Source organism: Stenotrophomonas sp. NRRL B-14846 (assembly GCF_050473585.1).
GTDB lineage: Bacteria > Pseudomonadota > Gammaproteobacteria > Xanthomonadales > Xanthomonadaceae > Stenotrophomonas.
The window spans coordinates 1-22,194 of sequence record NZ_JBFLUN010000003.1; the positions used below are offsets into that span (position 1 = coordinate 1).

General features: G+C 67.2%; 12 protein-coding genes and 10 pseudogenes. 19 read left to right on the forward strand and 3 right to left on the reverse strand.

The features are described from left to right. Positions 1–2: 2 nt before the first annotated feature. The 17 genes and pseudogenes from AB1281_RS00225 to AB1281_RS00305 form a co-directional block, all read left to right on the forward strand. Positions 3–553 (forward strand): annotated as a pseudogene (locus AB1281_RS00225) (CDP-alcohol phosphatidyltransferase family protein); the annotation flags it as partial. Positions 554–583: 30 nt separating this feature from the next. Beyond that, positions 584–1,661 (forward strand): annotated as a pseudogene (gene phaE / locus AB1281_RS00230) (class III poly(R)-hydroxyalkanoic acid synthase subunit PhaE). Beyond that, positions 1,658–2,711, forward strand: a pseudogene (gene phaC / locus AB1281_RS00235) (class III poly(R)-hydroxyalkanoic acid synthase subunit PhaC); the annotation flags it as partial. The pseudogenes phaE and phaC, both read left to right, overlap by 4 nt. 39 nt (positions 2,712–2,750) lie before the next feature. Continuing rightward, a complete protein-coding gene (locus AB1281_RS00240; RefSeq protein WP_430344796.1) occupies positions 2,751–3,122 on the forward strand; it encodes a YfeK family protein in 372 nt (123 codons plus the stop codon). Positions 3,123–3,189: 67 nt separating this feature from the next. After that, positions 3,190–3,394, forward strand: a pseudogene (locus AB1281_RS00245) (PspC domain-containing protein). After that, positions 3,391–3,840, forward strand: a pseudogene (locus tag AB1281_RS00250) (hypothetical protein). The pseudogenes AB1281_RS00245 and AB1281_RS00250 overlap by 4 nt, the downstream one beginning before the upstream one ends. Positions 3,841–4,545: 705 nt before the next feature. Beyond that, positions 4,546–4,760, forward strand: a pseudogene (locus AB1281_RS00255) (hypothetical protein). Between the two features lie 207 nt (positions 4,761–4,967). After that, positions 4,968–7,353 (forward strand): annotated as a pseudogene (locus AB1281_RS00260) (Tex family protein). Positions 7,354–7,560: 207 nt separating this feature from the next. Continuing rightward, a pseudogene (locus AB1281_RS00265) lies at positions 7,561–9,743 on the forward strand (PAS domain S-box protein). 94 nt (positions 9,744–9,837) lie between these two features. Next, positions 9,838–10,521, forward strand: a complete 684-nt coding sequence (locus AB1281_RS00270) for a response regulator transcription factor (RefSeq protein ID WP_014037608.1) — start codon at positions 9,838–9,840, stop codon at positions 10,519–10,521. Positions 10,522–10,900: 379 nt separating this feature from the next. Continuing rightward, positions 10,901–11,137, forward strand: a pseudogene (locus tag AB1281_RS00275) (two-component sensor histidine kinase); the annotation flags it as partial. A gap of 308 nt (positions 11,138–11,445) precedes the next feature. Next, complete coding sequence (locus AB1281_RS00280) at positions 11,446–11,877, forward strand: sensor histidine kinase (protein ID WP_430344787.1); 432 nt, start codon at positions 11,446–11,448, stop codon at positions 11,875–11,877. 616 nt (positions 11,878–12,493) lie between these two features. Continuing rightward, on the forward strand, positions 12,494–13,855 hold the full coding sequence (locus AB1281_RS00285) for an efflux RND transporter permease subunit (protein ID WP_430344788.1): 1,362 nt from the start codon (positions 12,494–12,496) through the stop codon (positions 13,853–13,855). Then, complete coding sequence (locus tag AB1281_RS00290) at positions 13,755–15,713, forward strand: efflux RND transporter permease subunit (protein ID WP_430344789.1); 1,959 nt, start codon at positions 13,755–13,757, stop codon at positions 15,711–15,713. The genes AB1281_RS00285 and AB1281_RS00290 overlap by 101 nt, the downstream gene beginning before the upstream one ends. Next, complete coding sequence (locus AB1281_RS00295; protein ID WP_430344790.1) at positions 15,706–16,869, forward strand: efflux RND transporter periplasmic adaptor subunit; 1,164 nt, start codon at positions 15,706–15,708, stop codon at positions 16,867–16,869. The genes AB1281_RS00290 and AB1281_RS00295 overlap by 8 nt, the downstream gene beginning before the upstream one ends. Next, on the forward strand, positions 16,856–18,250 hold the full coding sequence (locus AB1281_RS00300) for an efflux transporter outer membrane subunit (RefSeq protein WP_430344791.1): 1,395 nt from the start codon (positions 16,856–16,858) through the stop codon (positions 18,248–18,250). Before AB1281_RS00295 ends, AB1281_RS00300 begins: the two co-directional genes overlap by 14 nt. Positions 18,251–18,327: 77 nt before the next feature. Continuing rightward, a complete protein-coding gene (locus AB1281_RS00305; RefSeq protein WP_430344792.1) occupies positions 18,328–18,552 on the forward strand; it encodes a hypothetical protein in 225 nt (74 codons plus the stop codon). A gap of 188 nt (positions 18,553–18,740) precedes the next feature. Here AB1281_RS00305 and AB1281_RS00310 read toward each other — a convergent pair whose 3' ends face one another. The 3 genes from AB1281_RS00310 to AB1281_RS00320 form a co-directional block, all read right to left on the reverse strand. Beyond that, positions 18,741–19,379: a right-handed parallel beta-helix repeat-containing protein gene (locus AB1281_RS00310; protein ID WP_430344793.1), complete on the reverse strand. Its 639-nt coding sequence runs from the start codon at positions 19,377–19,379 to the stop codon at positions 18,741–18,743. Positions 19,380–19,595: 216 nt separating this feature from the next. Then, positions 19,596–20,090 (reverse strand): DUF5694 domain-containing protein, encoded by a 495-nt coding sequence (locus AB1281_RS00315; protein WP_430344797.1) that lies wholly within the window; start codon positions 20,088–20,090, stop codon positions 19,596–19,598. Positions 20,091–20,096: 6 nt separating this feature from the next. Beyond that, positions 20,097–20,687 (reverse strand): hypothetical protein, encoded by a 591-nt coding sequence (locus tag AB1281_RS00320; protein WP_430344794.1) that lies wholly within the window; start codon positions 20,685–20,687, stop codon positions 20,097–20,099. A gap of 154 nt (positions 20,688–20,841) precedes the next feature. Between AB1281_RS00320 and AB1281_RS00325 the strand changes: the two genes are divergently transcribed. Next, positions 20,842–21,171, forward strand: coding sequence for a GNAT family N-acetyltransferase (locus tag AB1281_RS00325; protein WP_430344795.1), 330 nt, complete (start codon positions 20,842–20,844; stop codon positions 21,169–21,171). Positions 21,172–21,707: 536 nt separating this feature from the next. After that, a pseudogene (locus AB1281_RS00330) lies at positions 21,708–22,194 on the forward strand (PAS domain-containing protein); the annotation flags it as partial.

A 22,194-nucleotide genomic window follows, 5' to 3' on the forward strand; every position in this document is an offset into this window, starting at 1 on the left:
CCCTGGCCAATGCTTTCTGCGGCACCGGTGCGGTGTTTGCCGCGATGCGCTTCCTGCAGGATGGCGAGCGCGGCTACCTGCTGTTCGGCATGGCGCTGATCCCGCTGGCCTTCATCTTCGACGCCCTCGACGGGCGCATCGCGCGCTGGCGCAAGTCCAGCTCGACCCTCGGCCGCGAACTGGACTCGCTGTCCGACGTGATCTCCTTCGGCGTGGCACCGGCAGCGCTGGCGTATGCGTGCGGCATGCAGGCGGCCTGGGACTGGCTGGTGCTGAGCTACTTCGTCTGCTGTGGCGTCAGCCGCCTGGCACGCTACAACGTCACCGCCGAGGCGCTGGCCGGCGACGAGGGCAAGGTCGCGTATTTCGAGGGCACCCCGATCCCGACCAGCCTGCTGCTGGTGATCGTGCTGGCGATCGCCGCCGGTACCGATGCCATCGGTCAGAACTTCTGGTTCGGCCAGTGGCAGATCGGCCCGTGGCAGCTGCACCGATGGTGCTGTTGTTCGCCCTGTCCGGGTCGCTGATGATCAGCAAGACCCTGCGTATCCCAAGCCATGAGCCAGCCCTGCGGAGGCCTGCGATGACCAGCTCGGCCCACGACGCCGGCAGCAGTGATTTCGAAACGCTGGCCCGGCAGTACTTCGGCGCCTGGGGCGATGCCCTGCGCCATGCGAGCACGCCCGGCGCACCGGCCGGTGACGATCCCGGCAGCTGGCAGCGGTTGTTCGACTGGTGGGGCCAGCTGCTGCCCGAACAGGCGCATGGCGCGCCGGAAGATGCCGTGCGCCGGTTCCGCGAACAGGCGGGCAGCTGGTACGGCACCATGCAGGAAGTCGCCGCACGGTTTGCCGGCCCGCGACGCCAGTAGTGCCGACGTCGCCCAGGCCTGGCGCGAAGCGGTGCAGGGGCAGGGTGACGGCATGCTGCAATGGATGCTGCAGGGCGCCCGTGGCAGCACCCACGCCGGCGCCGCGGTTCGGAGTTCGCCGCCTGGCTGCAGCAGTTCCAGCTGCAGGCCGGCCCGTGGCTGCAGAGCCCGGCCGTTCGGGCCCGGCCGCGAGCACCAGGCGCGCTGGCAGGCCCTGCTGCGTGCGCAGGAGGAATACCAGCAGCATTCGCGCGCATACGTCGATCAGATCAAGCAGGCGCTGGACGAGGCCTTCGCACTGTTCGAGCAGCGGCTGGCCGAGCACGAGCAGCCGGCAGCCAGCTGACCAGTGCCCGCGCGATGTTCGACCTGTGGATTGAAGTGGCAGAAGAGCCTACGCCAAGGTCGCCATGTCCGAGCCGTTCCAGCAGGTGTACGCCGCGCTGGGCAACGCACAGATGCGGCTGCGCGCCGGCCTGCAGCGGCGAGGTGGAACAGATGAGTGAACGGATCGGCCTGCCGACCCGCAGCGAGATGGACGCCGCACACCGCCGCATCGCCGAGCTGGAGCGCAGCCTGCTTCGCCTGCAGGCCAGGTGGTGGCCATGGCCGTACGGGCGAGGTCGATCCGGTGGCGCAGCCGGCACCGGCGAAGGTGAAGCCTGCCCCGCGCAAGGCCGCGAAGAAGGCCGCGCCGGCAAAGAAGGCTCCTGCGAAAAAGGTGTCTGCGAAGAAGGCGCCCGCGAAAAAGGCTGCACCTCGCACTTCCACGCGGGCGCGTGACCGATGAAAGGACCGCTGGGCTTCAACGCCGATGACCTGATGCAGGAAACCCTGGCCATGCAGCGCAAGCTGATGGAAGGGCTGAAGCTGCTGCCACAGGTGGAAGACGTGGACTATGGCGTGACCGCGCGCGAGGAAGTCTGGCGCGACGGCAAGGTGGTGCTGTACCGCTTCGTCGGCGAGCAGGCGCCGACCCGGCGCTCGCGCTGCTGATCGTCTATGCGCTGGTCAACCGGCCGTACATGGTCGACCTGCAGGCCGATCGTTCGCTGGTGCAGAAGCTGCTGGCGCTGGGCCAGGATGTCTACGTGCTGGACTGGGGCTACCCGGATCGCTCGGAGCGCTTCCAGACCCTGGAGGACTACCTGCTGCGCTACATCGATGGCGCGGTGGATGCGCTGCGCGCGCGCAGTGGTGGCCCGGTCGACCTGCTCGGCATCTGCCAGGGCGGCGTGGTTCGCGCTGTGCTACGCCGCGCTGCGCCGGCAGAAGCTGGGCAAGCTGATCACCATGGTCACCCCGGTTGATTTCCAGACCGCCGACAACATGCTCTCGCACTGGCGCGGCAGGTGGACGTGGACCTGCTGGTGGATACGCTGGGCAACATCCGGCCGACCTGATGAATGCCAGTTACCTGATGCTCAAGCCGTTCGCCTGAACGTGCAGAAGAACGTCGGCCTGCTCGACATCCTCGATGACAAGGCGGCGCTGGAGGATTTCCTGCGCATGAGAAGTGGATCTTCGATTCACCGGACCTTGCGGGCGAGGCGTTCCGCGACTTCATCAAGCAGTTCTACCAGGGCAACGGGCTGGTGAACGGCACAGTGCGGATCGGCGAGGAAGCGGTGGATCTGTCGCAGGTGACCTTGCCGGTGCTGAACATCTATGCCGAGCAGGACCATCTGGTGCCGCCGGATGCCTCGCGCGCAATGCGTGGACGCTGGGCACCGAGGATTACACCGAGTCCAGTTTCCGTGGCGGCCATATCGGCATCTACGTGTCCGGCCGCGCGCAGCGCGAAGTGCCGGCCACGATCGATGGCTGGCTGAAGGCGCGCGACCCTGTAGAGTCGAGCCATGTTCGACTGACTTGGGGGATGATGAACGTACCGATTTGGTTGATTCTTGCGGCCCTGCTGGCAGCGCCCCTTGCCCACGCCGCACCCAGTGCGGATGCACGGCGGGAGATCGCCCAGCTGATCTCCAGCCTGGACGGCTCCCAATGCCGGTTCCAGCGCAATGGCAGCTGGTACGACGGCAGCGATGCGCGCGCGCACCTGCAGCGCAAGTACGACTACCTGCTGAAGAAGGACATGGTGGACAACGCCGAGCAGTTCATCGAGCGCGCCGCCAGCCAGAGCAGCATGAGCGGCAAGCCCTATCGCATCCAGTGCCCGGGGCAGCCTGAACAGACGGCAGCGGCCTGGTTCGGTGCACGCCTGCAGGCATTGCGTCACCGCACGCCGTAGACACGGCCCGGGTGTAGAGTCGAGCCATGCTCGACTGGTTCTGTCCGCAAGCCGAGGAGACGCCGCCATGAACACCACGCCCAAGACGCTGTCGCGCTCGCTGAACGACCGCATGATTGCCGGCGTGATGGGCGGCATCGCCCACCGCTTCGGCTGGAACCCCACGCTGGTGCGGATCGTGTTCGTTGCTGGTCTCGATCGGCTCGGCGGCTTTCCCCGGCATCCTGGTCTACCTGATCCTCTGGTTGCTGATGCCGAACGAGGCCGATTGAAGACGGCTCCGGAGCCCTGGCCGGTCTGGCTGCGCGCGCTGCAGGTGCTGGGCGCGGCATGGGCGTCCCCCAATTCCCTGCTCGGCCTGATCGGTGGCCTGGCCGCATGCTCGGCGGCGCGACGCTGCGTTGGAGCGGGCGGGACTGCGCCCTGGTGTTCGACGCTGGCCGTGGGGGCCGGGCGGGGCGATCACGCTGGGCAATGTGATCCTGCATACCGGCCATGACCTGGGCATTTCCTGCCGCACCTATGCGCACCAGGCCGGGTGGGGCGTGGAGCCGCTGATCCGGCTGGACGACCACGAGCGCGCGCACGTTTACCAGTACATGGTGCTGGGGCCGCTGTACCTGCCGGTGTACCTGCTGTGCGGCGGGGTGAGCGCGCGCAATCCGTTCGAGCGCGCGGCGGATCATTTCGCCGGTTCGGGCGTGGCTGGTGGCCGTAGGTTCCAGCCAACGGCCAGCCCCTCGTGGCTTGGTCGCGGAATGCCTGCTTCCTGGGGGCTGGCCGGGTGGGTGGGGCTGGCGGGGACGCCGTGAACCCATCCATGGGGGCTTAGCCGCGGCATCCATGCCGCGGATACCCCGCCAGCCCCACCCACCCGGCCGCTGACAGTTTCCGTGCGCGCCAGGCCACGGAAGAGAATAAAGAACAGCAGAAGCGGGTCGCGCGCTGCGCTTGCTCGTGAGCCGAACATGGGCTCGGCTCTACAAAAAGCGGCCAGCCAGGCTGCTTTTGCTTTTGATCTTCCTTTTTCTTTTCCGTGGCTGGACGCGCACGGAAACTGTCAGGGGTCGGTCGGGATGGGGTCGCGGGACCGTTGGCGCCATGGATGGCGCCATCGAGCCCCCCATGGATGGGTTTACGGCGTGTCCCGCGAACCCATCCCGCCCGGCCCAATCGCATGAAGCGCATTCCGCGACCAAGCCACGAGGGGCTGCGCCGTTGGCTGGAAACCCCCGATTCGTTAGTCGGAAGTTAAAGATCCGTAAGCATTCTGCTGCGATCCCGCAGTCATCTGCATGCAACCGATCGTCATTAGCCTTCGTGACGTTCCAGTCAGGTTCGACGCGGTAAGCTCTCCCTCGATGAGCTCGCAGCATCGCTCATCGAGTGCAGTACGCAGTAGCAATTTGGAGGAATACATCACATGGCAATCGTTCTTTATGTCGGTGGTAGCAAGATGGCGAGAAGGGCGTGGTGCCCTACGGCTTCAGCAAATCCCGCGCCGACACCGCGCTGGGGCCGGAGTTCTACACGGAGCGGTTCATGGAACTGCAGGGTGTCGGCAAGGTCCGCCTGATGGCCCTGGAAAGCATGCGTGACGACATCGTCATGCAGCGCGCCGCCCGCCACTACCGCTGACCTTCGCAACACGCGGCAGGGCGCGCCCACCATCGTGCGCCCGCGCCGGCATCCCAGCCCCGGGCCAGTCCGAGCCCTCTCTTCGCCAGGATGCCGGCGTCCACTCCGGCCCCGCCGCTGAACCTCGCCCCCTGTCAATGCCTTGTCCGGCTCCGTCGTGGATTGCCAGAATGGGGTCTTCCCGAAACGCGGCACAGACCTGAAGCAATGCACGACGCCAAGAACGCCCAGAGCGCGCTCGCCCAGCAGATCGCCCAGACCATCGCCGACGAGATCGGCGCCCAGTCCGCCCAGGTACGTGCCGCCGTCGGCCTGCTCGACGAAGGCGCCAGCGTTCCGTTCATCGCGCGCTACCGCAAGGAAGTGACCGGGGGCCTGGACGACACCCAGCTGCGCAACCTGGAAGTGCGCCTCACCTACCTGCGCGAACTGGAAGACCGGCGCGCGGCGGTGCTGGCCAGCATCGGCGAGCAGGGCAAGCTCAGCGACGAACTGCGCAACGACATCCTGGCAGCCGATACCAAGAGCCGGCTGGAAGACCTGTACCTGCCGTACAAGCCCAAGCGCCGTACCCGCGCCCAGATCGCCCGCGAGGCCGGTCTGGAGCCGCTGGCCGACGGCCTGCTGGTTGACCCGACGCAGGACCCGCAGGTCTTTGCCGCCGGTTTCGTCGACACCGACAAGGGCGTGGCCGACACCAAGGCCGCGCTGGAAGGCGCCCGCGCGATCCTGATGGAGCGCTGGGGCGAAGATGCCGCGCTGGTTGGCGAACTGCGCACCTGGCTGGGCGAGACCGGCGTGATCCGCGCCCGCGTGGCGAGGGCAAGGAAACCGAAGGCGCCAAGTACCGCGATTATTTCGAGCATGCCGAGGCGCTGGCGAAGATTCCATCACACCGCTTGCTGGCGCTGTTCCGTGCGCGCCGCGAGGAGATCCTGTTCCTGGAACTGGACCCGGGCAGCGATGCCGAGGCCGGCCACCAGTACGCCGAGGGACGCGTGGCGCGCAAGGCCGGCATCGCCGACCAGGGCCGTGCCGCCGACCGCTGGCTACTGGATGCCTGCCGCCTGACCTGGCGCGCCAAGCTGCACACCCATCTGCTGCTGGACCTGTTCAACCAGGCCCGCGAAAAGGCCGAAGCCGAAGCCATCGCGGTGTTCGGCGACAACCTGAAGGACCTGCTGCTGGCCGCACCGGCCGGCCCGAAGACCGTACTCGGGCTGGACCCGGGCATCCGTACCGGCTGCAAGATTGCCGTGGTCGATGCCACCGGCAAGCTGGTCGCCACTGACACCATCTACCCGCATGAGCCGCGTCGCCAGTGGGAGCAGTCGCTGCAGACGATCAAGCAGCTGTGCGCCAAGCACAACGTGGAACTGATCGCGATCGGCAACGGCACTGCCAGCCGTGAAACCGACAAGCTGGCCGGCGAAGCGATCAAGGCTGTCGCCAACCCGAAGCTGCAGAAAGTGGTGGTCAGCGAGGCCGGTGCGTCGGTGTACTCGGCGTCCGAGTTCGCGGCCAAGGAGTTCCCGGGGCTGGACGTGTCGCTGCGTGGCGCGGTGTCGATCGCGCGCCGCCTGCAGGATCCGCTGGCCGAACTGGTGAAGATCGAGCCCAAGGCGATCGGCGTTGGCCAATACCAGCACGACGTGGACCAGTACCGCCTGGCGCGGGCGCTGGATGCGCGCGTGGAGGACTGCGTGAACGCGGTGGGTGTGTACGTGAACACCGCGTCGGCCGCGCTGCTGTCGCGCGTGTCTGGCCTGTCTTCCACCGTGGCCGAGAACATCGTGCGCCATCGTGACGACAACGGCCCGTTCAAGCGCCGCAAGGACCTGCTCAAGGTTGCGCGCCTGGGCGAAAAGACCTTCGAGCAGTGTGCCGGCTTCCTGCGTATCGCCGATGGTGACCAGCCGCTGGACGCCTCGGCGGTGCACCCGAAGCCTACCCGGTGGTCGAGCGCATCGTGGCCAGCACCGCGCGCCCGATCAAGGCGCTGATCGGTGACGGCAGCTTCCTGCGTGGCCTGAAGGCCGAGCAGTTCACCGATGCCACCTTCGGCGTGCCAACCGTGCGCGACATCCTGAAGGAATTGGAGAAGCCGGGCCGCGACCCGCGTCCGGAGTTCAAGGCCGCGCGCTTCGCCGAGGGCGTCGAAGACATCAAGGACCTGCGCGAAGGCATGGTGCTGGAAGGCGTGGTCAGCAATGTGGCCGCGTTCGGCGCTTTCGTCGATATCGGCGTGCACCAGGACGGCCTGATCCATATCTCGGCGCTCTCCGATACCTTCGTGAAGGACCCGCGCGACGTGGTCAAGGCTGGTGACATCGTCAAGGTGAAGGTGCTGGAGGTGGACGTGCCGCGCAAGCGCATCGCCCTGACCCGGCGCCTGGACGATACCCCCGGCCAGGCCACCAGCCGCCCGGGCCAGCGCGATGAGCGCGGCCAAGGCCAGGGGCCGCGCCGTGACGCGGGCGGACAGAACCGAGGGCCGAACCGCGGCCAGGGTGCTGGCGGCCGTCCAGCCCAGTCTGCGCCGCCGGCCAACAATGCCCTCGCCGAGGCCTTTGCCCGGGCCAAGCGCAGCTGAGGATCGTGCCCCCCGTCACGGTTGATCCGGGGCGGGGGACTTGTCGGTTTTCCCCGTGATTGCGCACACTTGCGCCTGAGGGGGGCGTTTGGCCTCCCCGCTGTCGCTGGGGAGGGCCATGACGCCAGCACGACCCGCCATCTTCGTTGCAGGCCGCAGCGTTCCGCTGCGGTCGGCGCCTGCCCGTGCCGGCAGGGGACCGGATTGATGCCGGGCCAGGGTAGCCACGGCAATGGACTGCTGGAGCGCCGCCTGCAGGAGTTGGCGGAAGAGCGTCGTCGCCTGGCGATGATCATCGACGGTACCGCTGCGGGGACCTGGGAATGGAACGTGCAGAGCGGCGAGATGCGGGTCAACGCGCGCTGGGCCGAGATTGTCGGTTACCGCCTGGATGAGCTGGAACCGATCTGCCAGAAGACGTTCCTGAAGCTGGTCCATCCGATGACATCGCGCTGTCCGATGCGGCGCTGGATGAGCATTTCGAAGGCCGCACCGACAACTACGCCTGCCTGCTGCGCATGCGCCACAAGAACGGGCAGTGGATCTGGATCCAGGACCGCGGGCGGGTCTTCGAATGGGACGGGCAGGGCAAGCCGTTGTGGATGGCGGGCGCGCATGCCGACGTCACCGAGCTGCAGCAGGCGAGGCAGGACGCGGCCGAGACCCGGCAACGCCTGCAGGCCGTGGTCGATGCGTCCGATGAGGTGGCGGTGATCGCCACCGATACCGATGGCACCATCACCCTGTTCAACACGGGGGCGGAGCGCCTGCTGGGCTACAGCGCGGCGGAGGTGGTCGGCCAGCGCCGGCTCGACGCCTTCCACGATCCAGCCGAACTGAAAGCCTGGTTGCAGCCGCTGGCCGACGCTGATGGCAATCTTCCCGGCGTGTTCGAGGCGCTGAGCGCGCGTGCCGACGGGCAGACCTACTCGCGGCAGTGGACGCTGCTGCGCAAGGATGGTCAGTCACGCCAGGTGCGCCTGTCGATCAGCCGCATGGAGAGTGCTGATGGAGCGCGCATCGGCTACGTCGGCATGGCCATCGACATCACCGAGATCCTGCAGGCGCGCGCTGAGGCACGGCTATCGGCGGAGAAGTTCGCGGGCGCCTTCACGTCTGCGGCGCTGGGCATGGCCCTGGTCTCGCTGGAGGGACGCTGGCTGGACGTCAACGACGCGCTGTGCCGGATCCTGGGCTACCCGCGCGAAGAGCTGCTGCAGGTCGATTTCCAGCGGCTGACCCATCCCGATGACCTGCAGACCGACCTGGCCCTGGTGCAGGACCTGCTGGCCGGGCGACGCAGCCACTACCACCTGGAAAAGCGCTATCTCGACCGCGACGGCCGCATCATCTGGGCGCGGCTGTCGGTGTCGCTGGTGCGCAACGAGCACGGCGAACCACTGCATTTCGTGTCGCAGATCCAGGACATCACCGCCCAGCGCAGCAGCGAGCAGCGCCTGTTCGAGAGTGAACAACGCAGCCGCATCACGCTGGATGCGGTGGCCGACCTGGTGCTCAGCGTCAGCCTTGATGGCCGCATCGACTACGCCAACGCGGCCGCGGTGCGCACCCTGGCCGGGGATGGCGCGTTGTCGCTGGCCGGGCACAAGGTGCAGGACGTGCTGGCGCTGACCACCGAGTACGCGCCCGGCTCGGTACTGGATGTGTCGGTGCTGCTGGACCCGGAGAGCAATGCGGTGGACCTGCACGCCGACCTGCTGCTGCGGCTGGGCACGGCAACGGTGCCGGTGGACCTGACCCGCGCCTGGCTGCGCGATGACGAAGGCCATGTGCGCGGCGCGGTCTGGGTGCTGCGTGACGATACCCAGCAGCGTGCGCGCCAGCGCGAAGCCCGCCACCTGGCCGAGATCGACCCGTTGACCGAGCTGAGCAACCGTCGCGGCTTCGAGGTGCACCTGCAGCAGGCGATCACCCGCGTCGAGCGCACCGGCCAGGCCGCCTCGCTGATGTACATCGATCTGGACCGCTTCAAGCCGGTCAACGACACCTGGGGCCATCTGGCCGGCGATGCCGTGCTGTGGGCGGTGGCCAGCGTGCTGCGCCATGGCGTGCGCGATTCGGATGTGGTGGCGCGGTTGGGCGGTGACGAATTCGCGGTGATCCTGTCCGGTTGTACGCCACGTCGTGCGGCCCGTATCGGCGGTGAACTGCTGCATACGCTGGCCTCCCTGTCGATTCCCTGGGACCAGGACCGGCTGCGGATCGGTGCCAGCATCGGTATCGCGCCGCTGGCCGGCGGCATGAGCGTGGACCAGGCGGTGGCTGCGGCCGATGCCCAGTGCTACCGGGCCAAGGCGATGGGCCGCAACAACGTGCAGGTGCAGGGCGAGCTGTCCGAGCTTCCGGGTGAGGACGGCGAACCGGGCTGAACCGGCCCGCACCACGGGGATGGATGAAGGATGTTTCATTTGCCCGCGCCGGCTGATTTGGCGAGCATGGCCAGTCTGGACTTCAGCGGTGCCCATGTCGCGCGTATTGACCATCGAGGATGACGCCATCACGGCCCAAGAGATCGTGGCGGAGCTGGGCAGCCATGGCCTGCAGGTGGACTGGGTGGCCGACGGCCGCGAAGGCCTGGTGCGCGCGGCCAGTGGCGACTACGACGCAATCACGCTGGACCGCATGCTGCCCGGGCTGGATGGCCTGGCCATCGTCACCACCCTGCGCCGGATCGGCATCGACACGCCGGTGCTGATGCTCAGTGCGCTGTCGGATGTCGATGAGCGGGTGCGCGGCCTGCGTGCCGGCGGCGATGACTACCTGACCAAGCCGTTCGCCTCAGACGAGATGGCCGCGCGGGTGGAGGTGCTGCTGCGTCGCCGCCAGCGCCCGGCCGGCAACGAGACCCTGCTGTGCGTGGGGGATCTGCAGCTCGACCTGCTGGCGCGCACCGCCCACCGTGGCGGGCGCAGCCTGAGCCTGCTGCCGACCGAGTTCAAGCTGCTGGAATACCTGATGCGCAACGCCGGCCAGGTACTGACCCGGATGATGTTGTTCGAGGAAGTGTGGGGCTATCACTTCGACCCGGGCACCAACCTGATCGACGTGCACATCGGCCGCCTGCGGCGCAAGCTGGACCAGGCCGACGCGCCGTCGCTGATCCGTACCGTGCGTGGCAGCGGCTATGTCCTCAGCGAAACTGTCTGACGGCTGGCGCTCTTCCAGCAGTCGCCTGCTGGGCCTGTACAGCCTGCTGTTCGTGGCCTGGTCGTGCGTGCTGCTGGGGGTGCTGTACTGGAGGGTGTCGCTGTACCTGGACGAGCTGGCACAGTCGGCGGTGCTGCAACGTGCGCACCTGTTCGAGCACTTCACCGGTGATGGCCTGACCGCAGCGCTGCGCGAGAACCGCCGCTACGACCTGCATGGCATCGATGCCTACGGGTTGTTCACCCCCGACGGGCAGCCGATTGCCGGCATGCTGAAGTCGCTGCCGGCGCAGCTGCCGCTCGATGGCAGCGCGCATCCGGTGTCCGGCCTGCCGATTGCCGATGTGAACGCACGCGGCAAGCGCGGTTTCGGCCTGGCGATGCCGACCCGCGACGGCCGCATCCTGGTGCTGGTGCGTTACAGCGGGCCATTGAACGAGGTCAACCACCTGATCCTCGACGCCCTGCTGTGGGGTGTGTCGTTGACCCTGCTGCCGGGGCTGCTTGGCTGGCACCTGTTGCGGCGGCGGCCGCTGCGCCGCATCCAGGCCATCGAGCAGGCCACTGCGCGGATCGTTGCCGGCGACCTGGGCCAGCGCCTGCCGTTGGCCAACCGCCGCGACGAACTGGACATGCTGGCGGCCATCGTCAACGCCATGCTCGACCGCATCGAGCAGTTGATGACCGAGGTCAAAGGGGTATGCGACAACATCGCCCACGATCTGCGTACGCCACTGACGCGCGTGCGTGCGCAGCTGTACCGCATGCGGCAGCAGGTACAGGACGGTGATCCGCAGGCGCTGCCACTGGAGCAGGTGCTGGAAGAAACGGACACACTGATGGTGCGTTTCCGCGCGCTGCTGCGGATCTCCGAGCTGGAAGACCACCAGCGCCGCTCCGGGTTCGACACGCTGGCGCCGAAGCGTTGCTGCAGGAGATCCATGCGTTCTACGCGCCGCTGGCGGAGGAGAAGGGGCAGTGGCTGCAGCTGGAACTGGCCGCTGGCCTGCCGGGCGTGGTGGGTGACCGCGGCCTGCTGTTCGAGGCGATCGGCAACCTGCTCGACAACGCGATCCGGTTCGCACCGGAAGGCGGCCGCGTGCAGCTGTCGGCACAGGTGGAGGAGGGGGCTACCAGCATCGTGGTGGAGGATTCGGGCCCGGGCATACCGCACGCCGAGCGCAGCCTGGTGTTCCAGCGTTTCCACCGTGCGGAGGCCAGCAAGGGGGGAGGCTTCGGCCTGGGCCTGTCGATCGTGGCAGCCATCGCGGGCCTGCACGGGTTCCGCCTGCAGGTGGCGCAGTCCACGCTGGGCGGCGCCCGCTTCAGCCTGCTGTGCCGGCCGCAGCTGCTGTAGAGGATGTGTGTTTTTGCAGGGCTTGCAGCCCTGCACCTGCTGCAATCAACGTCAACTTCAAAAGCCTGCATTCCGTGGGATGGCGGGGTGGGTCCGGTTGCGGGGGACGCCGTGAACCCGTCCCTGGGGACTTGGCCGCGGCATCCATGCCGCGGACACCCCCGCAACCGGACCCACCCCGCCTTCGACAGTTTTCCGCTGCTGTTGGTGCCAGCTGCTTCTGGTGGGTGCCGACCGTTGGTCGGCACTGGGTCGGGTCCCAAATGAAATTTGATATCTGACAGATGTGTCGACCAACGGTCGACACCTACCAACAGCCGCGCGGACCAACAGTCTCAGTTTTCAACAGCCGCGTGAAACTGTCGAAGGCGGGGCACTGTGGGTTTACGGCGTCCCCGCACTCCGACACCGCCCCGCCATCCCACGGAATGCCCGCTGTTGCTGCTGCTGTTGCAGGCAAGCGGCCGGCACTACCGCAGGTGCAGGGCGCAGCCCTGCAACAAAATCCCTTCATGAAATATGTTTCATCTGCGGCACAGCCTTGTTTTAGCTGGCAGCGCCGATACTTGCCGGCCTGCGCTGCCCGCGGTGGGCAGTGGCACCGTTGGAGAGCCGCATGCTCGGGTTGGTCAGGACCGCGCTCAACAAGCCTTACACCTTCGTGGTGATGGCCATTTTCATCTGCATCGTCGGTCCGCTCAGCGCGCTGCGCACCCCCACCGATGTGTTTCCCGATATCGGCATCCCGGTCGTCGCCGTCGTCTGGCAGTACACCGGCCTGTCGCCCGATGCGATGGCCGGGCGGGTGATCTCGCCGTACGAGCGTGCGCTCAGCACCACCGTCAACGACATCGCGCACATCGAATCGCAGTCGCTGGCCGGCATGGGCGTGGTGAAGGTGTTCTTCCAGCCCGGCGTGGACATCCGCACCGCCAATGCGCAGATCACCGCGATCTCGCAGACCATGGTCAAGCAGATGCCGGCCGGCATGACGCCGCCACTGATCCTCAACTACAGCGCCTCCACCGTGCCGGTGCTGCAGATGGCGTTCTCCAGCCCGACGCTGGGTGAGTCGCAGATCCGCGATCTTGCGCAGAACACGGTGCGCCCGCCATTGACCTCGATTCCGGGTCTGGCCATTCCCGCCCCCTACGGCGGCAAGCAGCGCCAGATCACCCTCGACCTGGACCCGCAGGCGATGGCCGCCAAGGGGCTGTCGGCCCAGGACGTGGGCAACGCCCTGGCGGCGCAGAACCAGATCACCCCGGTCGGCACCGCCAAGCTGGGCAGCAATGAATTCACCGTGCTGCTCAACAACAGCCCCAACGAGATCGAAGCGCTCAATGACCTGCCGATCCGGACCGTCAATGGTGCGGTGGTCACCATCGGCCAGGTGGCACACGTGCGCGACGGCTCGCCGCCGCAGACCAACATCGTGCGGGTCAACGGCGGCCATTCGGTGCTGATGGCCGCGTTGAAGAACGGCGATGCATCCACGCTCACGCTCGTCAGCCGCATCCGCGCGATGCTGCCGCAGATCGGGGAGTCGCTGCCGCCGTCGCTGAAGATCTCGTTGCTGGGCGATGCGTCCACCTTCGTGCGCGAATCGATCAGCAGCGTCGCCCGCGAGGGCATCATCGCCGCGCTGCTGACCAGTGTGATGATCCTGGTGTTCCTCGGCAGCTGGCGTTCGACCGTCATCATTGCCGCCTCGATCCCGCTGGCGGTGCTGTCGGCCATCGCGCTGCTGTCGGCCGCCGGGCAGACCCTCAACGTGATGACGCTGGGCGGCCTGGCGCTGGCCGTGGGCATCCTGGTCGACGATGCCACGGTCACTATCGAGAACGTCAACTGGCATCTGGAGCAGGGCAAGGGGTGTGCGCGAGGCGATCCTCGATGGCGCCGCGCAGATCGTCGGCCCGGCGTTCGTATCGCTGCTGTGCATCTGCATCGTGTTCGTGCCGATGTTCCTGCTTGATGGCATCGCCGGTTACCTGTTCCGGCCGATGGCGCTGGCGGTCATCTTCGCCATGGGCAGCTCCTTCGTGCTCTCGCGCACCCTGGTGCCGACCATGGCGCTGTACCTGCTGCGGCCGCATCGCGTGGAAGGCGGGGTCGGGCATCATCCCGAGGACGCGTTCCTCAACCATCACGAGGGTGATCATCCGCGGCCGCGTCGTGCACGCCTGACGGCCACGCTGGTGCACTGGCAGCAGCGTTTCGAGGCCGGCTTCTCCGCCACCCGTGACCGCTACCACGCACTGCTCGGTCTGGCGCTGGCACATCGCGGTCGCTTCCTGATCGGCTTCATGGCCTGCGTGATGGTGTCCTTCGCGCTGCTGCCGGCACTGGGCCAGGACTTCTTCCCGGCCACCGAAGCCAGCGCGTTGTCGCTGCACGTACGCCTGCCGCTGGGCACCCGCATCGAGGAAACCGCAGCGGCGTTTGATCGCATCGAATCGCGCATCCGCCAGGAAGTGCCGGCGCATGAGATCGACGCCATCGTCGACAACCTGGGCCTGCCAATGACCGGCATCAACATGGCCTACAGCGCCAGCGGCACCATCGGCCCGCAGGATGGCGACATCCAGGTGTCACTGAAGCCGGGCCACGGCGATGCGGCCGAGTATGCGCGGCGCCTGCGGGAGGTGCTGCCGGCCGCCTTCCCGGGTGTCAGCTTCGCGTTCCTGCCCGCCGATACCAGCAGCCAGATCCTCAACTTCGGTTCGCCGGCACCGCTGGACGTGCGCATTGCCGGGCCGGATGCCGCCGGCAACCGCGCCTATGCCCAGGAGCTGCAGCGTCGCCTGCGCCACGTGCCGGGCCTGGTCGACCTGCGCCTGCAGCAGCCTGATGGCTATCCGACCCTGAAGGTGGATGTTGACCGCCTGCGCGCCAATGGCCTGGGCATCACAGAACGCGATGTCACCAACAGTATGGTGGCGTCGTTGGCCGGCAGCGGCCAGGTTGCTCCGACGTTCTGGCTGAGCCCGAAGAATGGCATTTCCTACAGCGTCGTGGCGGCCACGCCGCAATACCGCATGGACAGCCTGGCCGCGCTGCAGGCGCTGCCGGTGACTGGCAGCAGCGGTACTCCGCAGGTGCTGGGCGGCCTGGCTGACATCCAGCGCGGGGCCAGTTCCGCGGTGGTCACCCACTACAACGTGCAGCCCACGCTGGATCTGTACGCCAGCGTGCAGGATCGGGACCTCGGCGCGGTGGCGGCCGATGTGCAGAAGGTCATCGATGGCATGGCCGGCCAGCGCCCCCGGGGTACCGAGGTCGGCCTGCATGGGCAGATCGATGCGCTGCACGTCGCGTTCACCGGCCTCGGTTACGGCCTGCTGGCGGCGATCGTGCTGATCTACCTGCTGATCGTCATCAATTTCCAGTCCTGGACCGATCCGTTCGTGATCATCACCGCGTTGCCGGCGGGTCTGGCCGGCGTGGTCTGGATGCTGTTCCTGACCCACACCACGTTGTCGGTACCCGCGTTGACCGGCGCCATCCTGTGCATGGGCGTGGCTACGGCCAATTCGATCCTGGTGGTCAGCTTCTGCCGCGAGCGCCTGGCCGAGCATGGTGACGCGGCCAAGGCCGCGCTTGAAGCAGGATTCACCCGGTTCCGCCCAGTCTGCATGACAGCGCTGGCGATGATCCTGGGCATGCTGCCGACCGCACTGTCCACCGAACAGAACGCGCCACTCGGCCGCGCGGTGATCGGTGGCCTGCTGCTCGCGACCTGCGCCACGTTGTTGTTCGTTCCGGTGGTGTTCGCATTGGCCCACTCCCGCAAAACCCGTACTGCTCCTGCCGGAGAACCCCTGCATGTCTGAGTCTTCGCTGCCGCAGCGTTCGCTGCGCCGTCCCTTGCTCCTGGCCGCGGCTGTTGCGCTCGCCCTGGTGGCCGGTGGTCTTGCCCTGCGCGCGCAGCAGGCACACGCCGTGGTCGAGTGGACTGAGCGCCAGGCGGTCCCGTCCGTGCAGGTGGTCATCGCTGGCGGGCAGGGCGCTGCAGGAACCATGACCCTGCCGGCACACCTGAGTGCCTGGACCGAGGCGCCGATCCATGCCCGCGTGGGCGGCTACCTGAAATCGTGGAGTGCCGACATCGGCCAGGCGGTCAAGGCCGGCCAGGTGCTGGCGGTGATCGACAGCCCGGAACTGGATCAGCAGATCGCCCAGGCCCACGCCCACCTGCTGCAGGTACAGGCAGACGCAGCGTTGGCCAAGGTCAGCGCCGAGCGCTGGCAGGGGATGCTCGGCAGCCATTCGGTGTCGCGCCAGGAAGCCGACGAGAAGCAGGCCAATGCGGTGGCCGCACAGGCCAGCGTGGAAGCGGCCCAGGCCGACTATGCGCGGTTGCAGGAGCTTGGTCGCTACCGCACCTTGCGCGCGCCCTTCGATGGCACCGTTACTTCACGGCAGACCGACGTCGGCCAGCTGATCCGTGCCGACGACAGCGGTCGCGAGCTGTTCAACATCGCCGACACACACCGCTTGCGCCTGATGGTGCCGGTGCCGCAGAACAGCGCGGCCAGCATCCGCTCCGGGCTGCAGGCCACGCTGCAGGTGCCAGGCCAGGAAGGGCGCCATTTCACCGCCACGCTGCAGGGGGATTCCAGTGCGATCGATCGCAGCTCGGGCACCCTGCTGGCGCAGTTCGTGGTCGACAACGCCGACGGCGCACTGCTGCCCGGCAGCTACGCGGAAGTGACCCTGCCGCTGCAGGACGGCGGCGCCGGCGTGAGCGTGCCGGCCGAGGTGCTGATCTTCCGTGCCAAGGGTACGCAGGTGGCAGTGGTCGACGCCAAGGACATCGTGCATCTGCGCGACATCCATATCGTCAGTGATCTGGGCAGCACGTTGCGCATCGACCGCGGCTTGAAGGCGGGCGACCGGGTCATTCCCAATCCGCCCGATGCGTTGCGCGAAGGTGACCATGTGCGTGTGGTAGCCGGTGAGCAGGAGCCCGCGCATGCCCGCGGCTGAGCGTGTCGCTGCGCTTGCGCTGGCGACGCTGCTGCTGGGCGGCTGTTCGCTGGCGCCGGCCTACCAGGTGCCGTCGGTGGCGATGCCGGCGGCCTACGAGCAGGTCGAGGCGGCGGTGGCCACTGCACCGATGGCACCGGCGTGGTGGCAGGCCTTCGATGACCCGGTGCTGGACCAGCTGCAACAACAGCTGGGCCAGGCCAATCCGACGCTGGCGCAGGCGGTGGCGCACTACGATGCCGCACGCGCCGCTGCGGGCGAAGTGGCATCGACGCGCGCACCGCAGATCGGCTTCAGCACGGGTCCGGTGCGCCAGCGCCAGTCCGATGACAAGCCGCTGCGCAGCGCGACCCAGCCGGCCATCTATGACAGCAATAGCGCCACGTTTTCGCTGTCGTTCGATCTTGACCTGTGGGGGCGGCTGCGCAACGCGGCGGCCGCCGGCAGGGCGCGCGCCGATGCGAGTGGCGACGACCTGGCCGCCGCGCGGCTGAGCCTGTCGCAGCAGCTGGCCGGGCTCTACCTGCAGCTGAGGGGCGCCGAGGCGCAGCAGCTGATCCTGCGCGGGAGCATTGAGGACTACCAGCAGGCGCTGGCGCTGACCGAAGACCGATTCCGTGGCGAGATCGCGTCGGAGCTGGATGTGTCCCGTGCGCGGCATCAGCTGGCGAGCGCGCAGGCCGATCTGGATGCGCTCGATGCGCGCCACGACCTGCTGCGGCATGCCATTGCCGAACTGGTCGGCAGGCCAGCCAGCGGGTTCACTGTCGCTACTGCAGGCCTGCCGGCATTGCCGACGATGCCGGCCGATCTGCCCAGCAACCTGCTGCAGCGACGGCCGGATATCGCTGCCGCCGAGCGGCGGGTGTTCGCCGCCAATGCCGGCATCGGTGTGGCCCGCGCCGCGTGGTTCCCGCAGCTCAGCCTGACCGGGTTGCTGGGTGGCCAGACCTCGGGTGGCAGCGCCCTGCTGGATGCGGGCAACCGTTATTGGGCACTCGGCCCGTTGGCTGCACTACCGGTGTTCGATGGCGGCCGACGCAAGGCTGCCAAGGCCGGGGCCGAGGCCGAATTCGATGCTGCGTCGGCGCAATACCGGGCCACCGTGCTGGCGGCGATCCGCCAGGTGGAAGACCAGCTGACCCTGCTGCGCCAGCTCGATGCCCAGCGCGGCCACGAGCAGGAGGCGGTGCAGGCCGCGCAGCGTGCGGAGCAGATCGCGCATGACCGCTACACCGGTGGTGCGGTGAGCTATCTGGACGTGGTCAGCGCGCAGACCGATGCCCGCCAGGCGCAGTTGGGGCTTCAGGACATCCAGAGCCGGCAGCTGCAGGCGAGTGCGGCGCTGATGGCGGCATTGGGCGGTGGCTGGTCGCGGTAGCGGCGGCAGGCGGTCTCAGCCTGTGAGAGGGCGGGGCGGAACAATCGCCACTCCCCCGGACAACAGAGCTGACGATGATGGCCTGGAATCGAAACGTCGTTGCCGCCTATGCGCCGGCCATGGTCGGCTGGTGCCTGGCGCTGGCCAGCTGGCTGCGCCTGGAACAACTGCGCGACGACCTGCATGCGAAGGCGATGCTGCCGGTGCTGCACGGCGGCGTGGTGGCGTCGCTGGTGCTGACGCTGGCCTGCACGTTGATGGCCAGCGTACTGCTGTGGCGAGGTGGCCGGAGGAGGCGCTGACCAACCGTACTGTCATGTTGCTTCAGGGAAAGCTGCACAGGTCGCCTGTGGGAATCGACGAGTTGCCAATGGACTGGACACCCGCGATCCCTCCCTTGGCATTGATGCCGTTGCAGTTGCCTACACCCATACGCCGGTTGAAAACAAAACGATTTGAACGGAATGTAGCGCTTGCCCCCCCGGACGTTTCAAAAACAGCTCCGCCGTAGTTCGCGCCGTTGACCCATGTTGTTCTCGGCGAGGAAGCGATGTGATCCTTGCACGACGTCGATTCCCCATTCCCCAGGTCGTTCAATCACTGAATTCTTGATGGTGCAATCAACGCAGTTCACCAGATAGATGGCGCTTGCTCCCGAGTCGATGACACGGGCGCCGTCGATCATGACGTTACTCGAATTGTAGATGGCCATTTCTCCGTCGCCCTCCTGGTCCATCTTTGCGGCCGGTGAGCTGCCCATAGAGGATGGTGACGTCCCGTGCGTCGGTAATCCAAAGGTTGGATCGGCCACACCATTGCCAGCAATTCCATTGCCGCGCATGAAGGTATCCCATATTTCAATGCCTTTGCCGCCGACGACTCCGGTGCTGATCTGGAAGCCGACAATATCAAGGCTCCATATGATGACGCGATCCTGATGGTAGGCGAGAACGCAAAGTTCCCGCCTACTCCCGTCGTCAGCGTGAAATTGTGCAGCATGGTGTTGCTGCCGAGTCCGATTGCCTTTTGCGGCGCACCATACGCAGAGACCACCACATCGGCCATGCTCGTGCCCAACCTTCGATGGTGGTTCCCGCAGGAACTTCCAAAGGCGCCGGGCCAGTGACATAGACACCTGGCCGCAGGCAGATCTTCTTTCCCGCTGTCGTGGCAACGGCAGGCGGCAAGGTCACCGCCGTTGTCGAGAGTGAGGTCGCAGGCAACAGCCTGAAAGGTGCTGGCAAGACCAATGACAGTAAGTGCTGCAATCCATCGCTTCATACGGGTTCCTTCCATGTGGTGGCTACGATCACGTGTACCGTATCCCCAGCTGTTGGGAGCTTTGTCAACGCAATACTTCGTCCGCCGAGACCAGCTGCACATCGTGCATCTGGTTGAGGTAGGCCTCGTAGTAGCCCTTGTGCGAGGCACCGACGATGGTCAGCATGCGGCTGCCGGGGTGCTGGCCCAGCACGTCGCGCATGTTGGCGACCATGCGCAGGTTGCGGGTTTCCCAGTAGCCGACGTAGTTGCGGCCGAAGGCCTTGGGTGAGGGCTCGACGAGCGTCGCGCCGAAGTCGCTCTGGTAAGCGGTCATCGCCACCGCGGGGTCGTTGTACGCCCGGTACAGCGCCATGACGCCGTCGGGCTTGTCCAGGTCGGCGATCAAACGTTCATCGGCGTCCTTGCGTGCCTGCGTATAGGCATTGTTCCAGGCACCAGTGATGGCCGCGCTGGCCGCCGCTTCATCCTCGGCGGGCGTGGGGGAATCGGCCGTGTGGTCGTCCACCGCCCACAGCCGTTCATGCCCGAGGCGGGCGGCGACTTCGGCGGCGATCAGGTGGTTTCATTGCGGCGAACCAGGCCTTTGTCGAGGATCTCGACCAGGGCCGGTGTCAGTCCCATCACCGCCTTTGCGCTCGGGCGCAGGCAGGCGCAGCCACTGCACCTGCGCCGAACCGCGTTCGCCCGCTGCAGGAACAATGCAGCAAGCCGACGACGCTGGGGCGGGCGCCGGATCCTTCGGCCAGGTTGCAAGCAGCCGCATCGGCCTGGGTTGTTCGCCGTAGGCACGTCCAGTCCGGTCGCAGCCTGCGCAGCGGTGGTGTCGAAGCAGTAGGTGGCCACGCTCTCTGCATAGCGTGCCGGGTAGCGGACGCATGAAATCGCACTGCAGGCCTGACAGGTCTTCGGTGGCGATCAGCTCGGGCTTCCAGGCGACCAGTCGCTGCAGCAACGGTTCAAGCAAGGCGGGCTGGAAGGACTTGGGCAGGCCGGACAAGTGGGTGGTGCCCAGTACCAGCACTTCGTTCGGGCGCCCGGCAGGCGGGCCCTTCAGCTGGTCGGGGTGGAAGCTGGGGCGATAGGTGGCGTCGGCGGCGAGGGCGCCGCTGCTGCACAGGCCCAGGATCAGGAAACTGGCAAAGCGTGGGAACATGCGATCTCCGTGTCAGTGAGCGTCCTGCGGTTCGCTGCATGCTGGCCATTTTCATCTTGCCACGGGATCTCCCGTTGGTCATGCAAACCTTTTCGGCTTGAACTGCATCGGTGTCCCGGCGAGGCTATGCCCAATGACAGCAACGACGCGCGACATGTCCCCCGACGACTGGACCATCGACAGCCGGCGGCTGCAGCTCCGGCCCTTCACGCCGGAGGACGCAGGCGAGGCGTTTGCCGCGATCACGCCGGGGCTGACCCGCTACATGGCGTTTGATCCCCCTGCGTCGGAGCACGCATTCGCCGCTGTCTGGTCGACGTGGTTGCCCACCATCGCCGATGGCACCGACGTTACGTTCGTGATCCGCCGATACGCCGATGATGCGTTTCTCGGCCTGGCTGGCCTGCATCGCACTGCCGATGCGGAACCCGAACTGGGCATCTGGATCGCCGAGGCGAGTGCACGGGCATGGTTATGGCCGTGAGGCCGTTGCGGCGGTGCGTGCGCTCGCATCCCGGCGGCTGGACCGCGCCGCATTCCGCTACCCGGTGGGCCGAGCAGAACATGCCCAGCCGGCGCCTGGCGGAATCACTCGGCGGGGTCCCCGTCGCGCGTGAGCAGAATGTGAAGTACACCGCGATTGTCTACCGCATCCCTGCAGCAGCATCTGAAGTTGCGACGGGCGTCGCGGAATCCGGCTAAAGCCACCGATCGCATCGCCGATATCCCCTCTGGATCCCGCTCCAGTCGCCCGCTGCAGGACCCCAGGCTGCCCCGACGGGCGGCCCGCGCTGTGTGTTCCGCCGCTCCCTATGCCGATCGCACCCGCACCAGACGTTCTTGCCAGCCGCTCGAGGGGTGCCTGCCGGCACCTGTAGTCCCAAGCAACTGAAGTTGCCGCCGGGCATCCCGCCCGTCGGGTCGCAACCGCTTACCGGACACCGAGGATCAGACAATGCTCATTCCAGGCTTCACGGCAGGGCGCGCAGGCGCCGGCCGAGCTGCATACCGTTGGTCGCCGTGGCGTGCCCTGCTGGGCGCGCTGGCACCCCAGCACCGCTCCGGCGTCGAGGCGGCGGCCGATGGCGTGCCGAACTCGAGGCGCAGGTCGCGGCGCTGCACCGGGTCCAGGCGGTCATCGAGTTCGCCCTCGACGGCACCATCCTGCAGGCCAACGACAACTTCCTGCAGGCGATGGGCTACCGGCTGGAGGAGATCCAGGGAAAGCACCATTCCCTGTTCGTCGATCCCGAGCAGGCGCGCAGCGCCGAATACCGTGACTTCTGGGCGCGGCTGGGACGTGGCGAATATGACGCTGGCCAGTACCGGCGCTTCGGCAAGGGCCAGCGCGAGATCTGGATCCAGGCCTCGTACAACCGGTGCTGGACCGTCAGGGGCGTCCGTACAAAGTGGTCAAGTTCGCCACTGACATCACCGCGCAGAAGCTGCAGGCGGCCGTACTCGGCCGGGCAGCTGGCGGCCATCGACAAGTCGCAGGCGGTGATCG

Coding starts and splice junctions, on each gene's coding strand:
- AB1281_RS00295 (WP_430344790.1), top strand. CDS start 15,706: ATGTCTGAGTCTTCGCTGCCGCAGCGTTCGCTGCGCCGTCCCTTGCTC.
- AB1281_RS00270 (WP_014037608.1), top strand. CDS start 9,838: ATGTCGCGCGTATTGACCATCGAGGATGACGCCATCACGGCCCAAGAG.
- AB1281_RS00310 (WP_430344793.1), bottom strand. CDS start 19,379: ATGTCACTGGCCCGGCGCCTTTGGAAGTTCCTGCGGGAACCACCATCG.
- AB1281_RS00325 (WP_430344795.1), top strand. CDS start 20,842: ATGTCCCCCGACGACTGGACCATCGACAGCCGGCGGCTGCAGCTCCGG.
- AB1281_RS00240 (WP_430344796.1), top strand. CDS start 2,751: ATGATGAACGTACCGATTTGGTTGATTCTTGCGGCCCTGCTGGCAGCG.
- AB1281_RS00300 (WP_430344791.1), top strand. CDS start 16,856: ATGCCCGCGGCTGAGCGTGTCGCTGCGCTTGCGCTGGCGACGCTGCTG.
- AB1281_RS00320 (WP_430344794.1), bottom strand. CDS start 20,687: ATGTTCCCACGCTTTGCCAGTTTCCTGATCCTGGGCCTGTGCAGCAGC.
- AB1281_RS00305 (WP_430344792.1), top strand. CDS start 18,328: ATGGCCTGGAATCGAAACGTCGTTGCCGCCTATGCGCCGGCCATGGTC.
- AB1281_RS00285 (WP_430344788.1), top strand. CDS start 12,494: ATGCTCGGGTTGGTCAGGACCGCGCTCAACAAGCCTTACACCTTCGTG.